At 47.7% G+C, this 18,420-nt stretch carries 12 protein-coding genes and 1 pseudogene; 12 read left to right on the forward strand and 1 reads right to left on the reverse strand.

The annotated features are described in order from the left end of the window. Positions 1-462 precede the first annotated feature (462 nt). The 4 genes and pseudogenes from DWX68_RS14010 (at position 463) to DWX68_RS14025 (ending at position 4,833) form a co-directional block, all read left to right on the forward strand. Positions 463-888, forward strand: coding sequence for a MarR family transcriptional regulator (locus tag DWX68_RS14010; protein ID WP_243027893.1), 426 nt, complete (start codon positions 463-465; stop codon positions 886-888). Between the two features lie 68 nt (positions 889-956). Further along, complete coding sequence (locus tag DWX68_RS14015) at positions 957-2,708, forward strand: ABC transporter ATP-binding protein (RefSeq protein ID WP_118629965.1); 1,752 nt, start codon at positions 957-959, stop codon at positions 2,706-2,708. Positions 2,709-2,799: 91 nt separating this feature from the next. Next, positions 2,800-4,635 carry an ABC transporter ATP-binding protein gene (locus DWX68_RS14020; RefSeq protein ID WP_347475200.1) on the forward strand — a complete coding sequence of 612 codons (1,836 nt, stop codon included), beginning with the start codon at positions 2,800-2,802 and terminating at the stop codon, positions 4,633-4,635. Between the two features lie 28 nt (positions 4,636-4,663). Further along, positions 4,664-4,833 (forward strand): annotated as a pseudogene (locus tag DWX68_RS14025) (cysteine-rich KTR domain-containing protein). A 157-nt stretch (positions 4,834-4,990) separates the two neighbouring features. On the opposite strand, the gene DWX68_RS14030 reads toward DWX68_RS14025, so the two are convergent. Continuing rightward, complete coding sequence (locus tag DWX68_RS14030) at positions 4,991-5,326, reverse strand: cyclic-di-AMP receptor (protein ID WP_022358984.1); 336 nt, start codon at positions 5,324-5,326, stop codon at positions 4,991-4,993. Positions 5,327-5,514: 188 nt separating this feature from the next. Between DWX68_RS14030 and DWX68_RS14035 the strand changes: the two genes are divergently transcribed. The 8 genes from DWX68_RS14035 (at position 5,515) to DWX68_RS14070 (ending at position 18,416) form a co-directional block, all read left to right on the forward strand. Beyond that, positions 5,515-6,129 (forward strand): HAD family phosphatase, encoded by a 615-nt coding sequence (locus DWX68_RS14035; RefSeq protein WP_118468125.1) that lies wholly within the window; start codon positions 5,515-5,517, stop codon positions 6,127-6,129. A 304-nt stretch (positions 6,130-6,433) separates the two neighbouring features. Beyond that, entirely contained in the window at positions 6,434-6,679 is a 246-nt protein-coding gene (locus tag DWX68_RS14040; protein ID WP_107000475.1) for an NAD(P)H-dependent oxidoreductase subunit E, read from the forward strand. 37 nt (positions 6,680-6,716) lie between these two features. After that, on the forward strand, positions 6,717-8,432 hold the full coding sequence (locus DWX68_RS14045) for a [Fe-Fe] hydrogenase large subunit C-terminal domain-containing protein (protein ID WP_107000474.1): 1,716 nt from the start codon (positions 6,717-6,719) through the stop codon (positions 8,430-8,432). Next, positions 8,433-9,617: a SpoIIE family protein phosphatase gene (locus DWX68_RS14050; RefSeq protein ID WP_107000473.1), complete on the forward strand. Its 1,185-nt coding sequence runs from the start codon at positions 8,433-8,435 to the stop codon at positions 9,615-9,617. Between the two features lie 15 nt (positions 9,618-9,632). Then, positions 9,633-11,084: a 4Fe-4S dicluster domain-containing protein gene (locus DWX68_RS14055; protein ID WP_107000472.1), complete on the forward strand. Its 1,452-nt coding sequence runs from the start codon at positions 9,633-9,635 to the stop codon at positions 11,082-11,084. Between the two features lie 768 nt (positions 11,085-11,852). Then, entirely contained in the window at positions 11,853-13,346 is a 1,494-nt protein-coding gene (locus DWX68_RS14060; protein WP_147354959.1) for a DUF6273 domain-containing protein, read from the forward strand. Positions 13,347-13,462: 116 nt separating this feature from the next. Beyond that, positions 13,463-17,365 carry a peptidase A26 gene (locus tag DWX68_RS14065; protein WP_118629971.1) on the forward strand — a complete coding sequence of 1,301 codons (3,903 nt, stop codon included), beginning with the start codon at positions 13,463-13,465 and terminating at the stop codon, positions 17,363-17,365. A gap of 106 nt (positions 17,366-17,471) precedes the next feature. Next, positions 17,472-18,416, forward strand: coding sequence for a hypothetical protein (locus DWX68_RS14070; protein WP_118629973.1), 945 nt, complete (start codon positions 17,472-17,474; stop codon positions 18,414-18,416). Positions 18,417-18,420: the final 4 nt, after the last annotated feature.

Here is an 18,420-nt window from a genome sequence, read left to right on the forward strand (position 1 = left end):
GAACGTTTGTTGAATGGGATTAACCCATCAACACGTTTTGTCCTATAACCCAAAAAGGCACTAACGTGCCAATGATGCGCACTCGCGCGAAGCAGAAATATGTCGCAAGCGACCGCGCTCGGCGCGAGGATGTGCCAAGGCACATTCTTTTTTATTTCATAGAAATTGCGTCCTATGAAACAAAAAATGCTTCGCGAGGATGTACCAAGGCACCATAGAAAAGGCGTATAAAAAGTGATAGCCAATGGGGCTCAAAAAGGGGCAGACGCGCAATGCTAACGCTACATAAGGAAGTAATTTAAAAAATGCATCAAAATAAAACTTTATGGGCGGTACATACGAACAGCAAGGCGAAATCCTTGCTGCCGTTACAACTTGGCATATAAAAACCTTTTAAAACCACTTGACAAAGAACAAACCACACACTATAATGTGTAGCGTACTACATATCAGAAAAGAGGGATGTTTGTGCCGCAAAAGGATATTGGCTATTTAATCAAGAATATTAACGATAAGTTAAAGGTAAAAGCGGACGCTGACTTAAAGCATAGTAATTTAACCTTGGCGCAAAGCCGCGTGTTGGCTTTTTTGGATAGCAGGGGCGGTCAGGCAACGCAAAAGGAAATTGAAGTTTACTTAGAGGTTTCCCACCCTACTGTTGTGGGTATTATTTCACGCATGGAGCGAAACGGACATCTTCGGTGCTGGGTAGATGAAACTGACAAGAGAAACAAAATTGTCGCTCTGACGGAACAGGCAAAAGCCTTGGGAGAGGAGATGGAACAACGAATTTTAGCGAATGAAAAAATGCTTCTTGCTTCGCTCTCGGAAGCTGACATCAAAAAATTAAAGCAAATGCTTTTGATAATATATAATAATTTAGAATAGGCAAGCCGATGAATGTCGGCTTTTCCTTAAAGTTAATATGTAGCGCGCTACATTAAGGAGGTTCATTTATGATTAAAACATTATCTCGGAGCTTGCGTGAATACAAAAAAGGCTCTGTACTTACAATTCTGCTTTCTATCTTGGAAGCAGCCTTTGAAATTACCATTCCCCTTTGTATGGCAAAGGTCATTGACGAAGGAATTGACCTTGGAAATATGAACGCCGTTTGGAAATACGGTATGATTTTGCTTGCTTTTGCCCTGTTTCAGCTTATAACAGGTGTTTTGTCGGCACACATTGCCGCTCGCACTTCTGTAGGATTTTGTGCCAACCTGCGACAGGATATGTACGACAATGTGCAGACCTTTGCTTTTTCCAACATCGATAAATTTTCTACCGCTTCCATCGTAACCCGCCTGACAACGGATGTGACGAACATTCAAAACGCTTATCAAATGCTTATTCGTATGGCAATCAGAGGTCCCGTTATGCTCCTGTTTTCCATGATTGTTTCATTCAAAATCAACAGCACCATTGCGTGGATTTTCCTTGCGGTCATTCCCATTATGGCATTTTTGTTATATTTGATTATCCGTAAGGTAAACCCAATTTTCAATCATGTTTTTCAAACCTATGATGAACTTAACAATGTGGTGCAGGAAAATGTCCGTGGCATTCGCGTAGTGAAGTCTTTTAACCGTGAGGATTATGAAATCAGTAAGTTCCGATCCATTTCCGAAAAGATATACCATTATTTCACCAAAGGCGAAAAACTGATTGCTTTTAACTCGCCTATCATGCAGTTTTTTATGTATGCCTGTATGATTTTGATTTCGTGGATTGGTGCAAAAGCGATTGTAGCAAGTGGAAATCATACAGCACTTGGAATGACAACAGGTGATTTAACGGCCCTGCTTTCTTACGCCACACAGATTTTAACGAGTCTTATGATGCTTTCTATGGTATTTGTTATGATAACCATGTCCCTTGCGTCTGCCCATCGTATTGCAGAGATTTTGAATGAAAAAACGGATATTCAAAATTCTGACAATCCTGTAACGGCTGTAAAGAATGGCTCAATATCTTTTGAAAATGTGGATTTTGTGTATGCTTCAAAAGCGGATAAAAAGGTACTCGACCATATCAATTTGACGATTTCGACTGGTGAAACTGTTGGAATTATCGGTGCAACAGGCTCGGCAAAATCCAGTCTTGTGCAGTTAATCCCCCGTCTTTATGATGTGACAGGCGGAACGCTGACATTGGGTGGCATTGATGTCAAAGATTACGACCTTGATACGCTGCGAAGCTCCGTCGCTATGGTTCTTCAGAAAAACGAATTATTTTCTGGTACAATTAAAGAAAATTTGCGTTGGGGCAATGAAAATGCTACTGACGAAGAAATAAAACACGCCTGCCATCTTGCCTGTGCCGATGAATTTATCGAAGCTATGCCAAAACAATACGACACATATATTGAGCAGGGCGGCAATAATGTTTCGGGCGGTCAAAAGCAAAGACTTTGCATAGCTCGTGCGTTACTAAAAAAACCAAAGGTTTTGATTTTGGACGATTCCACCAGTGCTGTGGATACCAAAACAGACGCTGCGATACAAAGAGCTTTTGCCGAGTACATTCCCGATACCACAAAAATCATCATTGCACAGCGTGTAAGCTCGGTACAGAATGCAGATAAAATTGTCGTTTTAAATGACGGAAAAATCGATGCCGTCGGCACTCATAAGGAACTTTTGGAAAATTGCAATATTTATCGGGAAGTATATCAGTCGCAGGTGAAAGGAGATGGAGCAAATGAATAAAAAGCAAAAAGCACTTAAGAATGTAAGGGCACAGTCAGAAACGCCTGCACTGCAGTTTGATAAGACAGCACTTAAAAGGTTGTTCTCCTATATGAAAGAATATAAAAGACAGTTGGTTTTTGTTGTCATCTGTATTTTATTAAGTGCTGTGGCTTCCGTAGCTTCATCGGTATTTTTGCAGACCTTGATTGATGATTATATCGTGCCTCTGCTCGGAACAGATCATCCTGTTTTCGGCGGTTTGATAAAGGCACTTATAACAATCGGTATCATATATATGATAGGTGTAATTTCCAGTCTGCTTTACAGCCGGGCAATGGTTAAGGTTGCTCAGGGAACGCTGAAAAAAATCCGAGATGATATGTTTGAAAAAATGCAGCGACTTCCTATTCGTATCTTTGATACCCGCACCCATGGTGATATTATGAGTCTTTATACCAATGATACTGATACTCTCCGTCAAATGATTGCACAATCTATGGCACAACTCATTTCCTCTGTGTTCACCATTGTGGCGGTGCTTGTCTGCATGCTATACACCAGCATTTGGTTGACTATTGTTGCTGTTTTGGTTATGATTTTCATTCTGCAAATTATAAAAGGAATTGCAGGAAAAACAGGCATATTCTTTATACTTCAACAAAAGACCCTTGCCGATGTAAACGGATATGTGGAAGAAATGGTAAATGGTCAAAAAGTTATCAAGGTATTCTGTCACGAGGAAACAGCAAAAGAGGAACTTAGACAGAAAAACAAGGCTTGGGCAGAAAATGCTGCTAACGCAAATGGTTACGCAAACTCTATGATGCCGATGATTAACGCCCTCGGCTATGTGCAGTATGTTATCCTTGCAGTCCTTGGCGGATATATGGCTATTCAAGATATAACCAATCTCGGACTTACAGGAACAGGAACGCTGACACTTGGTATGATTGCCTCTTTCCTTACGCTCTCACGAAGCCTTATAAATCCTGTATCGCAGATTTCAAATCAGTTTAATTCAATTGTTACAGCACTTGCAGGAGTTTCTCGTATCTTTGCTTTTATGGACGAAGAGCCTGAAACGGATGACGGCTATGTAACACTTGTCAATGCAAAGGAAGAAAACGGTATATTAACTGAAACGGCGGAACGCACAGGGCTTTGGGCTTGGAAGCACCCACACAGCGACGGAACAGTTATCTATACAAAGCTTGAGGGCAGAGTGGTTTTAGACAATGTAGATTTTGGTTATGTTCCAGACAAGCAAGTGCTGTATGATGTTTCGCTTTATGCCGAGCCGGGACAGAAAATCGCTTTTGTTGGTGCTACAGGTGCAGGTAAAACAACGATTACCAATCTGATTAACCGGTTTTACGATATTGCAGACGGCAAAATCCGCTATGACGGTATCAATATCAATAAGATTAAAAAGGCGGATTTGCGTCGTTCGCTCGGTGTTGTGTTGCAGGAAGTTAATCTCTTTACGGGTACGGTTATGGAGAACTTGCGTTACGGCAATCCCGATGCAACCGATGAGGATTGTATTGCCGCCGCAAAGCTTGCTAACGCCGACGGATTTATCCGTATGCTCCCTGGGGGCTACAACACTGTCTTAAAGGGCGACGGAAGTGGACTTTCACAGGGACAAAGGCAGCTTATTTCCATAGCCCGTGCCGCTGTGTCTGACCCGCCTGTAATGATTTTGGATGAAGCGACCTCCTCTATTGATACTCGTACCGAAGCTTTGGTACAGGACGGAATGGATAAGCTGATGAAAGGCAGAACGGTATTTGTGATTGCACACCGCCTTTCCACCGTGAAAAACTCCGATGTAATCATGGTACTTGACCACGGACACATCATTGAACGAGGAAATCACGAAAAACTGATTGAGGAAAAAGGCACTTACTATCAGCTTTACACGGGTGCTTTTGAATTGGAGTAATTGTAGTATGAAAGCGGAAAAATAATGGATACTCTGTCCTGTATGCAACAGAAAGACGCACAACAAAATTTGAGAAGATACAGAGCTTAAAACTTTCCTCTCTACTGCCCGAAATGCAGGCAGGAATATTTTATTGATGTAAAGGATTTACAGACAACCGTATCAAGAAGCCGGTCATATAATTTACAGAGCCGATGAACTTGTGAGTAATCGCAGTTTGCCGGCTCTGTTTTTTGCCTAAGCTGAATAGTATTCCCACCTTCCGAAAAAATATTCAAAAAGCATTGGCAAACATATGTTCTATGATGCGTTTTTCGCGTGACTGTGTACTGAACAGTTACTATAAATCAAAAAATTAGAATTTTTGAAATTCTTCTACATTTATTACAAATACGGTTGCTCCGCCAACTTTCATGTTCATCGGAACGGTCATATTGACGGTCGGGCAGCAGTTTCCGGCCATGGTCGGCGGCGTGTATACAAGCTGCTCGCGGGCACCGGACATTTTTTTGATGATGGAGATGGCGTCCTCGACGCGTTCATCTTCGACACCGAGCATCAGGGTTGTACTTTTCTTTTTCAGAAAGCCGCCCATCGTGGAAAGCTTGGTGACAAAGAAGGAGTGCTGGTTTAATTCATATACTAAATCATCGGCGTCCTCACTGCCAATGATTGCGATAATCATTTTCATAAGCGGTACCTCCTGAAAAATTTTCTATTATTGTACCATTAATTTATGAAAATGGAAATAAAAAAATGAGAAATTTATGTTAAAATATAAATGATTATGATTGCTTGCAGGTGAGAATTTTTTGGACTGAAAATTCCATCTGCCGCAGGAATGGCGGCAGATTTGCGGGATGAGAGAAAGGCAGAAGTATGATTCGAAATATAGTATTTGATATGGGAATGGTTTTACTGGAGTATGATCCGGTCAAGGTGTGCTGGGAGTACACAGATAATCCGGAGGATGTGGAGTGGATGCGCCGCGAATTGTTTGATTCGAAGGAGTGGTCGCTTTTAGACGAGGGAACGCTGACGGATGCACAGGCGCTGGAGCGGGTGCAGAAACGCCTGCCAAATGAACATCTGCGCTGGCTGGCGAAGGAAAGTCTGGAACACTGGCATGAGTACAACATCTGGGCAAAGCCGGGGATGGGAGAGCTGGTGAAGGAACTGAAAGAAAAGGGCTGCGGCATCTACCTCTGCTCGAATTGTTCCGTGCGCCTGCGTGTGTTCGAGTATGAGATTCCGGGCATTGAATATTTTGATGGCACGCTTGTCTCAGCGGAGGAGAAGCTGGCGAAGCCGAATCCGGCGATCTATGAGAGATTGTTTGAAAAATTTCATCTCAAAGCGGAAGAATGCTTTTTCATCGATGACCGTCAGGATAACATCGATAGCGCGAAGGGCTGCGGCATGGATGGTTACTGTTTTGCGGACGGGAATGTGGAGAGGCTGCGGGCGTACATGGAGGAGATGGAAATATTATAGAAAAGCAGTGCAAGGTGGCCGATAAAAAGATTATTTTCCTAAAAAACACCGGGAGAGTCATAAGCTGATGAAAAGAAAGTGAAAAGGTTTTGGAATCAGGCACTTATGGTCTAAAAAAAATACAAAATCAGCAAGAAATTTGATTGATAATAATATCACAATATGAGATAATGAAGAAGAATGGGGAAAGATGCATTTTTAGTAAATTCCCCTGGAAGATGCATGTGAACAGGCAGTTTTTTGACCGGGAATCTCCGGTGAAAGGCTGCGTCTGTTTTATAACGGATAGTGAGGAGGTCATTATATGAGAGTATCGATTTGTATCGGAAGTGCCTGTCATCTGAAAGGATCCCGTGAGGTAATCCAGAAGCTGCAGAAGCTGGTTTCAGAGAATCATCTGGACAGTGAGGTAGATTTAAATGGAGATTTCTGCAGCGGCAACTGCCGTAAAGGTGTCTGTGTGACGATAGACGGAGAACTGTATTCCGTAAAACCGGAGACAACCGAAGAATTTTTCCAGAAGGAGATTCTGGGACGCCTGAACGCGTAATCGTTTACATATAACGGCAAAAAGAGAGGGAGAGTCTATGCCGATTATTGATTTTAAGGCGACGATGTGTAAGCATTGTTATAAATGTGTGCGGGGCTGCGAAGTGAAATCAATCATGATCCGGGATGGTCATGCATATATCATGCCAAATCGCTGTATTCTCTGTGGGCAGTGCCTTTTGAACTGCCCGCAGTCGGCAAAACGTGTTCCGAGCGAACTTTCCAAGGTCAAAAAGCTGATTGAGAGCGGCGCACCGGTCATTGCATCGCTGTCGTCTTCCTATATGGGGGTTCTGCCGTATAAAAAGCGGGGGCAGGTCAAGTCAGCATTAAAAAAGCTGGGATTTACGAATGTTTGTGATGCGGCGGAGGGCGCCGCGCTGGCGACGGAAGAGTATGTCCGTTTATTAGAGCAGGGCGAGATGAAAAATATCATCACAACTGCCTGTCCGAGTATCGTGAACCTGATTGAGATTCATTATCCGGAACTCATCAAATATCTGGCACCGGTGCTGATTCCGTCGGGGATCCATACGCGCATGCTGCACGCGGAGTTCGGCGAGACGGCGAAGGTAGTTGTGATCGGACCGTGTATCGCGGAAAAAGAGAAAAACAGGGTTGTGAAGCCGGATGCAGTCCTCACATTTGAGGATTTAAAACAGTGGCTGTCAGAGGAACAGATCGAGATCGAAGCATGTGAGGAAGAACCGTTCGAGGATCGTGAACCGGGCGCGAACCTGCGTTATCCGGTCAGCGGCGGACTGCTCACGGCGGTGACGGCGACCCAGAAGAAACCGGACAAGTACCGCAAGTTCTACGTCAGCGGCGTGAAGGACTGTCTGGATGTCTGTGAGGCGATGAAAACCGGCGAGGTGGCTGGCTGTTTCATCGAGATGAACGCCTGTCATGGAGGCTGTGTCAATGGACCGTCCACGGCGACCTCGGTGTCGAGTTTTAAAGTTAAGCTGGATCTGGAAGCGATGCTTCCGAAGGAACCGGCAGATTTGTCCCTGATGCATGAGGCGGCGCGTCAGGTAGAGATTCACCGGACGTTTGCGGACCGTTCCCAGAAGGAGCGGATTCCGACCGAGGAAGAGATCCGGGAGATCTTGAAAAAGACGGGCAAGACGACACCAGAGCAGGAATTAAACTGTGGTGCGTGCGGTTATCCGACCTGCCGGGAGAAAGCGATCGCCGTTTTCCAGAAAAAGGCGGAGGTCGATATGTGTATTCCGTACCTGCATGACCGGGCGCAGTCGCTGTCTCATCTGGTGATGGATACGTCCCCGAACCTGATCATGATCATCGACGATGATATGCGGATCCGGGAGTGTTCGGTGGCGGCAGAAATGTATTTCGGCGTCAAACCGGAGGCGATCAAGGGAAAACCGCTGGAGGACTTTATCAACGCCGAGGATGTACGCGAGGTATTCCGGACGCACACAAGCGTCCACAGCCGGAAGGTGATCTATCCGGATCGGAATCTTGTGACGCTTCAAAACATTGCGTATATCGATGACGGCAATTTTGTCATTGCCACGATCATTGATGTGACGCGCGAGGAAAAACAGGCAAAACAGGAATATGCCAAGAAAAAGGCGACCATTGATCTGGCACAGAATGTCATTTACAAACAGATGATGGTTGCACAGAATATTGCCGGACTCCTGGGTGAGACGACGGCGGAGACGAAGACAACCCTGATGAAGCTTTGTTCCCTGATTGACGATGAGAGCGAAAGTGAGGTCCGATAAATGGGAGTAACCGTAGATGTCACGTTTAAAAGTCTGAATAAGTATTCAGAGATCCTGTGCGGCGATACGGTAGAGTGCCTGAAAACGGAAGATTCGGACGTTATCATTCTGGCGGATGGCATGGGAAGCGGCGTCAAGGCGAATATTCTTTCGACGCTGACGGCAAAGATTCTGGGTACGATGTTTTTAAATGGAGCCACGCTGGAGGAATGTGTGGAGACGATTGTGCAGACGCTTCCGATCTGTCAGACGAGACAGGTGGCGTATGCGACGTTCTCGATTCTCCAGATTTTCAACAACGGCGAGGTATATTTAGTTGAATATGATAACCCGCGATGCATTTTTTTGCGCTGTGGTCATGTGGTGGAGCTGCAGAAATACAAGCGTCTCGTCAAGGACAAGGAGATCAGCGAGTGCCGGTTCCAGGTTCAGAAGGGTGATGCGCTGGTACTTGTCAGCGACGGCGTGACGCACGCGGGAGTCGGAAAGAGCGGCAAATATAAATTTGGCTGGCCGTGGGAGTCGGTGGCAGAGTTTGTTTCGGAACAATGCCTGACCTCTCTTTCGTCGGCACGTATGGCGGCGGCACTCTGTGCGGAATGCAGCCAGATTTACGAGGGAAAACCGGGCGATGATACGACGGTTGTGGTAGCTCGGATCATTGACCGGAAACCGGTCAACCTGATGACGGGACCGCCCCTCGACCGCAACGACGATGAGACGATCACGGCGGATTTTATGAAAGATGAGTCGGCAAAGCACATTGTATCGGGCGGAACCAGCGCGACGATCCTGTCGCGGGAGCTGGGACGACCGCTGCGGGTATCAATGGATTACAGCGACCCGGATATTCCGCCGATCGCTTTTATGGAAGGCATCGATCTGGTGACGGAGGGAGTCCTGACGCTGCGGAAAGCGATCGAACTTCTGAAACGCTATCTGATCGAATGCGATTTAAGTTCTGAGTTTTTCAGCGAGTTGGACAAGAAAAATGGTGCGTCCATGATCGCGAAGATTTTGATAGAAGACTGCACGGAATTACATATGTTTGTGGGAACGGCGGCGAACAGCGCCTACCAGAATCCAGGGCTGGCGTTTGATCTGGGAATCCGCCAGAACCTGGTCAAACAGCTAAAAGAAGCAGTCGAAGGTATGGGAAAGAAAGTTACGGTAACGTATTATTAATAAGGAGGATAAAACATGGTAACGAATGACGCGACAATTCTGCGCATCAAACATGAGATACTTTATGAGGTAGCAAAGCTTGCCTGGAATGATCAGTTAGAGGACGGAAGAGACGATATTCCGTACAAAATCAGCCCTGGTCCGCAGGCACAGTACCGCTGCTGTGTATACAAGGAGAGAGAGATTGTCCGCCAGAGAATCCGTCTGGCAGAAGGTAAATGTCCGTCTGACCGCAATACAAACAACGTCGTACAGGTTATCAATGCAGCCTGTGAGGAGTGCCCGATTGCGTCCTACACAGTCACCGATAACTGCCGTAAATGTATGGGTAAAGCCTGCCAGAACTCCTGTCCGTTTGGAGCGATCAGCATGGGAAATACCAAGGCGCACATCGACCCGGATAAATGCCGCGAGTGCGGAAAGTGTTCCCAGGCATGCCCATACAATGCGATTGCCCATCTGGAGCGCCCGTGTAAGAAGGTCTGCCCAGTGGATGCGATTACCTACGATGAGTATGGTGTATGTGTGATCGATGAGAAAAAATGTATCCAGTGTGGCGCCTGCATCCATTCCTGCCCGTTCGGTGCGATCGGTTCCAAGACCTTCATGGTCGATGTGATCCGCCTGATCAACGCAGGCAAAAAGGTCGTAGCGATGCTGGCACCGGCGACCGAAGGCCAGTTTGGACCGGACATCACGTTTGCAAGTTGGAAAACAGCTTTAAAGAAGATTGGATTTGCAGATATGATCGAGGTTGGTCTGGGCGGCGATATGACCGCGGCAGCCGAGGCAGAAGAGTGGGCGGAAGCTTACAAAGAGGGCAAGAAGATGACGACCTCCTGCTGTCCGGCATTTGTCAACATGATCAAACAGCATTTCCCACAGCTGCTTGACAATATGTCCACGACGGTTTCCCCGATGTGTGCGGTCTCCCGTATGCTGAAGGCGCAGGATCCGGAGGTTGTCACTGTCTTTATCGGACCGTGTATCGCGAAGAAGAGCGAGACGCTGGATCTGAATATCCAGGGCAATGCGGACTATGCGATGACTTACGGAGAGATCCGTGCGATGATGCGGGCGAAAGACGTAAATCTGGAGCCGGAAGAGAACAGTATGCAGGAAGCCAGTGTATTTGGAAAACGCTTCGGCAACGGCGGCGGCGTAACAGCGGCGGTATTAGAATGTCTGAAGGAGTCTGGTGAGAATACCGATATCAAGGTAGCGCGCTGCAACGGTGCGGCTGAGTGTAAGAAAGCCCTTCTTCTTCTGAAAGTGGGACGTCTGCCGGAGGACTTCATCGAGGGTATGGCGTGCGTCGGCGGCTGTGTCGGCGGACCGAGCAAGCACAAAGCCGAGCTGGAGGCGAAGAAGTCGAGAGACAAACTCATCGCCGAGGCAGATGCAAGAGAAGTACATGAGAACCTGAAGGCGTATGATATGTCGTCGTTCTCGATGCATCGGCATTGATGTGGGATACCCTTGGGAGAATGTGGCTGAGATAAAATAAATAGGAATTTATATATGAGTTAGTGGGAAAGTGCCTGCTCTGGAAAATGAAATTTGGAATATGAATTTTATTTTCTGGGGCGGGCGTTTTTCGTTGTGAAAATTCCAAAAGAGTTCTTGCATTTAGAGAATAGATGTGTTAGACTCAATATATCTTATCGAAATGAACTGCGGTCGCAGGTGGTTTCGTTCTAATTTATCTTTTTATTCTGGTAATTTGTGAGGTGCGTTTCGCACAGAATTCGATGATTTAGGAAAATTTGGGAGAATCGGATAACTGTATCGTTATAAAAAATGTGCAATATATTATATGATATATGCAATGTAAAATGAAAGCTTTTTATAGACGGAAAGAACCGCTGTCTGACTCAGAGTGAGAGTGTGTTTTGAATCAAATTAGAACTTATATAGTTACTGTTCACAGGTAGGCACTTTTGGAACCGAAAGTGCCGTAAGAAAACGTGGTGGCAGCAGGAATTTGCCGTATTTAAATGCGAAGCCACGGCAAATTCCGTTACTGGGCACGTATGCGTGAACAGTAACCTTATATAACTTGCGAAAGAGGATAAGAAAAGAGATGTGAAAAAGGTTTGAGGGGGGAGGTTTGAGTTGTTAAAAATAAACATGGGGGCTCATAAAGGGTGTCGCTGCCGGAATGGGACCATTTTGGGAATATCACTGATATTGATATTTTCATCCGGTAGAATGGCGTGGGCAGCTGAAAATGCAGTGAAACAGGCAGAAACAGCTGTCGTAGTCGGCTACAGCGTCTCATTTATAGATGCTGAGAATGCAAATCATCTTATATTTCATACGCAGACGGGAAAAGTTTTGGAAGGAACTTCCCTGAACGTATCTTTCCCAGAGCAAATCATAGGGAGCGACGGGCATATCTGGAAATCAGCGGTACAGTCACCGCAAATATTTGAATTGTATGGAACAGGAACTGAAAAAATTTATATCAAATATGAAAGAGGCGGCAAGGTTCCAGAAATGGGGGCAGAGGAGGATGGCGTCATGCTGGCGCTTCGGAAACGTCTGGAACGATGGAAACAGAGGGCATGGGAGGCGGAGTGTGCCATATTCGGACGTGAAGATGCGGCGGTATCGGGCAGCCACGCCGGTCTGACTGTTCAAAATCAGTCGGAAAATGATGCCAGGATCCGGAATCTGGTATCTGCGATCGGGGATGCAGCGTGTCATGAATTTTATCTGATTGGTCAGGATTTTACACCATCGGCAAAAACAATCGGGGTGGAATACGACGCAGTTTATTCTGAGGTGGAAGAGGATTCCTTTTCGGTGGATGGAAAGGAATATATCATCACGCGCATCCGGGTGCGGAGAAACTGGGATGACCGTACTTGTACGCATCAGTGGAGCCAATGGGAGTGGGAGGAAAATGATTGCTTAAAGAATGGGCGGGCAGTGTATGTCTGCGGACGATGTCAGAAAGAAAAGATAGAGCGCCTTCCGGCGCTGGGGCACCTGGATGAAAACGGGGATCAAATCTGTGACCGCTGTGGAAGTGTGGATTGGAGCGAAAGTGAAATGCCCGAAAAAGTGATCTGGAAGGAGGGCGATGTCCAGCTGCGCAAGGTGGGCGGAGAGATTTTGTCATTTACCTGTATCGACGATGATTACCATGACTGGCAGGATGGGCATCGGAAAGCAGCGCTGTTTCTCTGTGACCGCGTGATCCGGGCGGATGTGGACACGGCGCCGGGAAAAAAGATGAAGATTTTCTCGTTTGGCAAAGACAATAATTATAAGACTTCGCAGGTGCGCGCATGGCTGCAGAAAAACAGTCAGAATAGCAGCTTCTGCCTGGAACCGATCCATACGGGAATCCAGACCGCGTACATGGGAAGCACGGCGGCTGGTGCATTTTCGCAGACTTCCGGGCGGGAACTGGCGCGTCATGATATTGGTTTTCAGCTTATGAACGACCAGCTTTTCTGCCTGTCACTGGAAGAGGCACTTGCGTACCGGGAATATCTATGGCGGTTTGATTCCGGGGATGATAATCCACAAAGTCAGGTCAGCGCCTATTCACAGGGATATTATCTGCGGACGCCTTTTTATTTGCAGGATGAAAACGGGAAATTCATTTATAATCAGCAGATTTATGGCGTTGATCTGGTAAATGGCTGTCTGCGTCCGGTGAGGACGGACAGTGAGACATATGGAGTACGTCCGGCATTTGCACTGTCACAGATGTAAAAAAGAATACTTGTTGAGCTTGGAAAGTGGGAGTGAAGCTGTTTGGCAGTTTGATTAGGAGAAGAGATTGGACAAGGGGAAATCAATCTAATGTTTGGGGAAAGAGGGGAACGTGTATGGGGAAAAAGAAGATGAAAAAAGTGATTCCATTTGCGGTGATGACGACGATGCTTTTGTCGGCGACGCTGCCGGCGTTTGCGGCGAGCGGGTTTGTGTTTGAGGATTGGGATTTGGGGATTGTTTCGGAAAGGAAGGAAAAGTTGGATGATACAGACGATGCCATAAAAAGGCGGAAAGAATGGCAGAAACTGGCTGCATCGTCCAGTGAGATTATGAATGCGGATGTGAGGGCAACTTCCTCTGAATTACGTTCTTCCAAAGTCATAGAGGCAACTCCTTCACAATTAATCATGTCGCGCGTTAGCGTCAGCGCCAGCCTCGGAAATCTCTGGGAAAACTGGGATGTGGCGGATTTGAGCTTTCTGGATGGAACACATGGACTTGGAACGAAACAAAAACCGTATCAGATACGCACGAAACATCAGCTGATGGGACTTAGCTTCCTGGCGGCGTTTGGCATGCAGCCGGATTACGGCGAGGTGGAAGAAGAGATAGTGGGGGATTACCGGGGCGCATGGTTTGAGCTGACGGCGAACATCGATCTGGGAGGAATGGACTGGAATCCGATCGGTTATTACCGGGATGATTCAGAATTTTCAGGGGAGGTGACGCACCCGTTTACGGCAAATCTGGATGGAAACGGTTATAAGATTTCAAATTTCCGGTTTGCAGGAGGCAGTTCGCCGAATGTTGGATTTTTTGGTGCGCTGGATGGGGCGGAGATCCGAAATCTGATGCTGGAACCAGGAAAGCCGGTCAAAGGAGTGCGTCAGGTGGGAATTTTGGCAGGAAATGCGAAGAATTCCAAGATTTTTAATTGTCAGGTAAAAGGCGATGTGGAAGGAACCGGAGCGGTCGGTGGAATGATCGGGCACATGGAAGGCAGCACGATGGAAAACGGAATGGCACAGGTAACCGTCCGAACGACGGGACGTGCAGCTGGAGCGCAGGCGTTTGCGGGCGGAATCGCCGGGGAAGCGGCGGATGATTCTCGTATCATTGACTGCCAGGTCCGCACCGGGGATAACAGTACCTCGCGGATTCAGGGAACGGATGCGACTGTCGGCGGAATCGTGGGGCTTCAGAATGGGGCGGCTCTCTACAATACCTATGTAAATGGCACGATCGGCGGTTCTGGCAGCCAGAATGTCGGAGGACTCGTTGGAGAACGAATCAGCGGAGACTTGAAAGTGGGGCGGTTTGAGGGAACGATCGGTCAGTCGGGAACCGGGGCTGCCGGACACAGAGGAACCTTCATCGGATACCGCGCACCAGCTAATTATTTTAAATATGGGGATGACATCGCGTACCTGTTTGCGGATACGGAGGCGAAAATCGCAAACAATGTCTGTGGAAGCGGCATTTCAGATGATAACCAGTATACATATGCGGCGCACATCGGATATTCCCACGCGAAGGACAATTTCTTCACGCTGGTATCCGGCGGTGTCACGCGGGATGTGGACGAGCGATATTTTTATGAAGAACTGGAACAGGGGATTCTCTCGATTGTGGATGAAGAGCTGGGCGGGGAGATGGATGCGGAGTCGGTGGGGTATGATCTTGACCATTTTGCACCAAATGATGCGGGACGCCCGGTCCGTGGTTATCTGATTACAATTCCGCAGGTCGATACCGTCTCCAATGGAACGAATTATTACGATGTGGCAGTGCTGGAAGCACGGGGAAATGGCGCGTATTACCGGACACTCGATAAAGAACACCGCGGTGCGGTGGCACCGGGAAAGACGGTGACGGTCAGCACCTCGGCAAAGCAGGCGGAAAAAGCATGCTTTCAGATGGAGGGAGTTCCGACGTACACGCGTGGGAAGAGCCGGAAAGATACTACTTATGTAAATGGCGGCGAGTATTGTTTTACGATGCCGGAGGAAAATACGCAGGTGTCGGCGGTTTATAAAAAGGTGGCAGTTTCGGTCGGTCTGACGCCGGGCGTGACGAAATTCCAGGTGGTGCAGGAGCGGACCGGAAACCGGAAACATCCGACGAAAGTCACACGCGTGATGGATGGAAATGGAAAATTAATTGCGACGTACATCCATGGAAATCTGCAGGCGGGAACACAGGTGCAGCCGGTGACGGTGCGGGCGATTGTGGATCGGAATAATGATGTGGCGGATGCATCGGTGCGCTGGAGTATCGATGATTCAGATTTGATTACGTTACTTCCAAATGACGATGAGGAAAGTGGTTATACGAAAAAGAGCGCGTCAGTCCAGGTAAATTTAAATAGTTCGTTTATCACTGATATAGTCCGGAAACTGGAAAAAGAGCAGGCAGACCGCGGATACCAGTATGCGATCGGAAGCGACATATACGGAGCAGGGTATCAGAACGGCGGCGTAGCGGTGCTGACGGCAGAGACGAAACCGGCGGCGAGCTTTGATGGGAAGCCGTGCCGGGGAAATGCGCGGATTGAGGTTACGTTCCAGATCAAGGATCAGACCTATGTAGCCAATGAAGGTGCGGCACTAAATCAGGATCAGTTGAAATTTGAGGTGGTGCGGACATTAAACGGAAATCGGAAACATCCAGATGAAACGATCCAGGTTACGGCACCGCAGGTTTTGAGTGCGTCTTTCACACCCGATTATTTTGACCGGAAAGATATATCGTGGACCGTAGGTGACGCAGCACTGATTTCGGTGGACGGCGAGGACAAGTCGGCCGGTGTGCAGGCGAAAAAGGATGCAAAATGGATCCGGGATCTGATCGCGGCAGATCAGGGCAGACATGTGAATACACCATATGAAATACAGACAGCTTCCGGCAGCCGCACGACGAAGGTGACAGTGATCGGCGATGATATGCTTGGAAACCGGCAGACGGCATCGTGCAGAGTACAGGTGGATTTCCGGACAGTGGACGAATCGAAGATTTGTGTGGAAGGCATCAGCCTTATACCGAAAACGCTGCAATACGAGATCAAACGCACCCGGACGGGGGCGGGTTATCGTCCGGTGGAGGCATGGACGGGAACCGGTGCGAAAAAGCTGGCAGCGTCGGTATTTCCGGCGCAGGCGTTTAACCAGAAAGTGACATATCAGGCAAGTGATGATTCGCTGTATGTATCATCGGATGGAACCGTGACGGTCAATACGACGGCTTCCTGGATACAGGAGCTTGACCGTCAATACTTAAAATCAGGCAGCCATACGGCATATGTGACCGTGAAAACCGAGGATGGTGGCTTCACGGACCGGGCGGCAGTTACAATTCAGTATGAGGCGGTCGATCAGACATACAGCGGAGGTTCCCATTCGGGCGGAGGTTCTCATTCGGGCGGCGGCTTGGGTGGAGGCTCTTCTTCTGGAAAGGGGGCAGCGGCAGGAAGCAGTGCAGCGAATGCAACCGGACCGGCATCGGGGTTCAGTGATTTGACAGGAGCGGGTATTGGAAATCTGACAGAAGGACAGGCAGGCCCCGGGCAGAATGCGGATGCGGCAGCCATACCGGAATATGTAGTAGCTGGAAACTGGCGGAAGAATGCAGATGGAAGCTGGCAGTTTGAAGCGGGCGGTAGAAGCTATGCTTCTGAATGGGCGGCTGTCCACAATCCATATGCCGATCCGGCAAAGGGGCAGAGTACGTTTGACTGGTTCCGATTTGATGCAGATGGCAGGATGGTGAACGGCTGGTATACGGATGTGGATGGAAACACATATTATCTCTGGAAGGAAATAGATGGAACACAGGGGCGTATGCTGACTGGCTGGAACTGGCTGCCGGGAAGCGATGGAGTGTTTCATTGTTACTATTTTCAGGAAAAATCTGATGGAATGAGGGGACGTTTGTATCGAAACACGCACACGCCCGATGGAAATTTAGTCAATGCGGATGGTGCCTGGGTGCTGGACGGAATAGTACAGACGAGAAGCTGAGAGAGGAGGAGAGAAGAAAACAGAGGTAAACAGGAAAAAGGAGGGATTTTTTCCATAAAAATGAAGTGGAATGAGACAAAAAGAATGAAAAATGGGGGTATAAAAAATGAAACAGGATAAGAAAACAACCAATAAATCGGGATGTACAGCCGTACTGGCAGCAGCCATGATCGCAGCCGGAGGTTTCAGCGCTTATGCGGGCAATCAGGGGACGCATGGCGGTGAATGGAAGGACACAGAAAGCCTGAGATGGGAGTGGCAGAATGGAGAGATGAGTTTTTATGGAAATGGAAGTATTTTTTCAGAGCAGCACCCAGAGATCACCGATCCGGAATATTACCTGAAAGAGGCAGTCCGTTATCCGGGGGAAGCAAATCCAGGGTGGAATACGAAAGGGGAACCGAAAGCAAATTATAGCTGGGCTTCGCTCGAGGAACTGCAGAAATTTGTCAATAGCTTTGACTGGCTTCATTCGGATGAAAAAACGCGTCTTCTGTATGTGCATAACCGGATTGCAAACGGAGAGGGAGGCTTTAACCAGAATCATTACGGCTCGCCGGAAGAGGCAAAGGATTTCCCGGTTTTGGAAGGAGGCGTTGGCGTCTGCCGGGATTTCGCGGAAGAATTTCAGTTCCTATGCCGGATCGTAGGGCTGGAGTGTGTGACCTACACGCCGGAATATCTCCATGATGCGTGCCTGGTGCGGATCGGCACACAGTGGTATGCGACGGATCCGACCTCCAGTCTGCCGCTATTTTCAAATGCGAAAACGTACCCGGTTGACTTTGAGACGGAGTTTTACCGCTATGAAAATAAGGAGCGGGAGCAGAGAAGAAAGGACTATGAAGCGGATCCAGACAGTCTTGCCAATGTGCTGGCGCTGACCTTGAGTATGCGGGGAGAGGGGACGATTTCCGAGGCTGCCTGGGAGAAAATACAGGCACCGATGGGGCAGATAGAAGAAAAGTGGGGACGACAGGAAATACCAAGACAGGAGTATGAAACGGGGATTATCTCGCTACTGAAATCAGTTTGGGGAACTGAAAAATAAAGAA

Origin of the sequence: Clostridium sp. AF20-7 (genome assembly GCF_003479275.1) — a bacterium.
In the GTDB taxonomy this organism is placed as follows: Bacteria; Bacillota; Clostridia; order Lachnospirales; family Lachnospiraceae; genus Otoolea; species Otoolea fessa.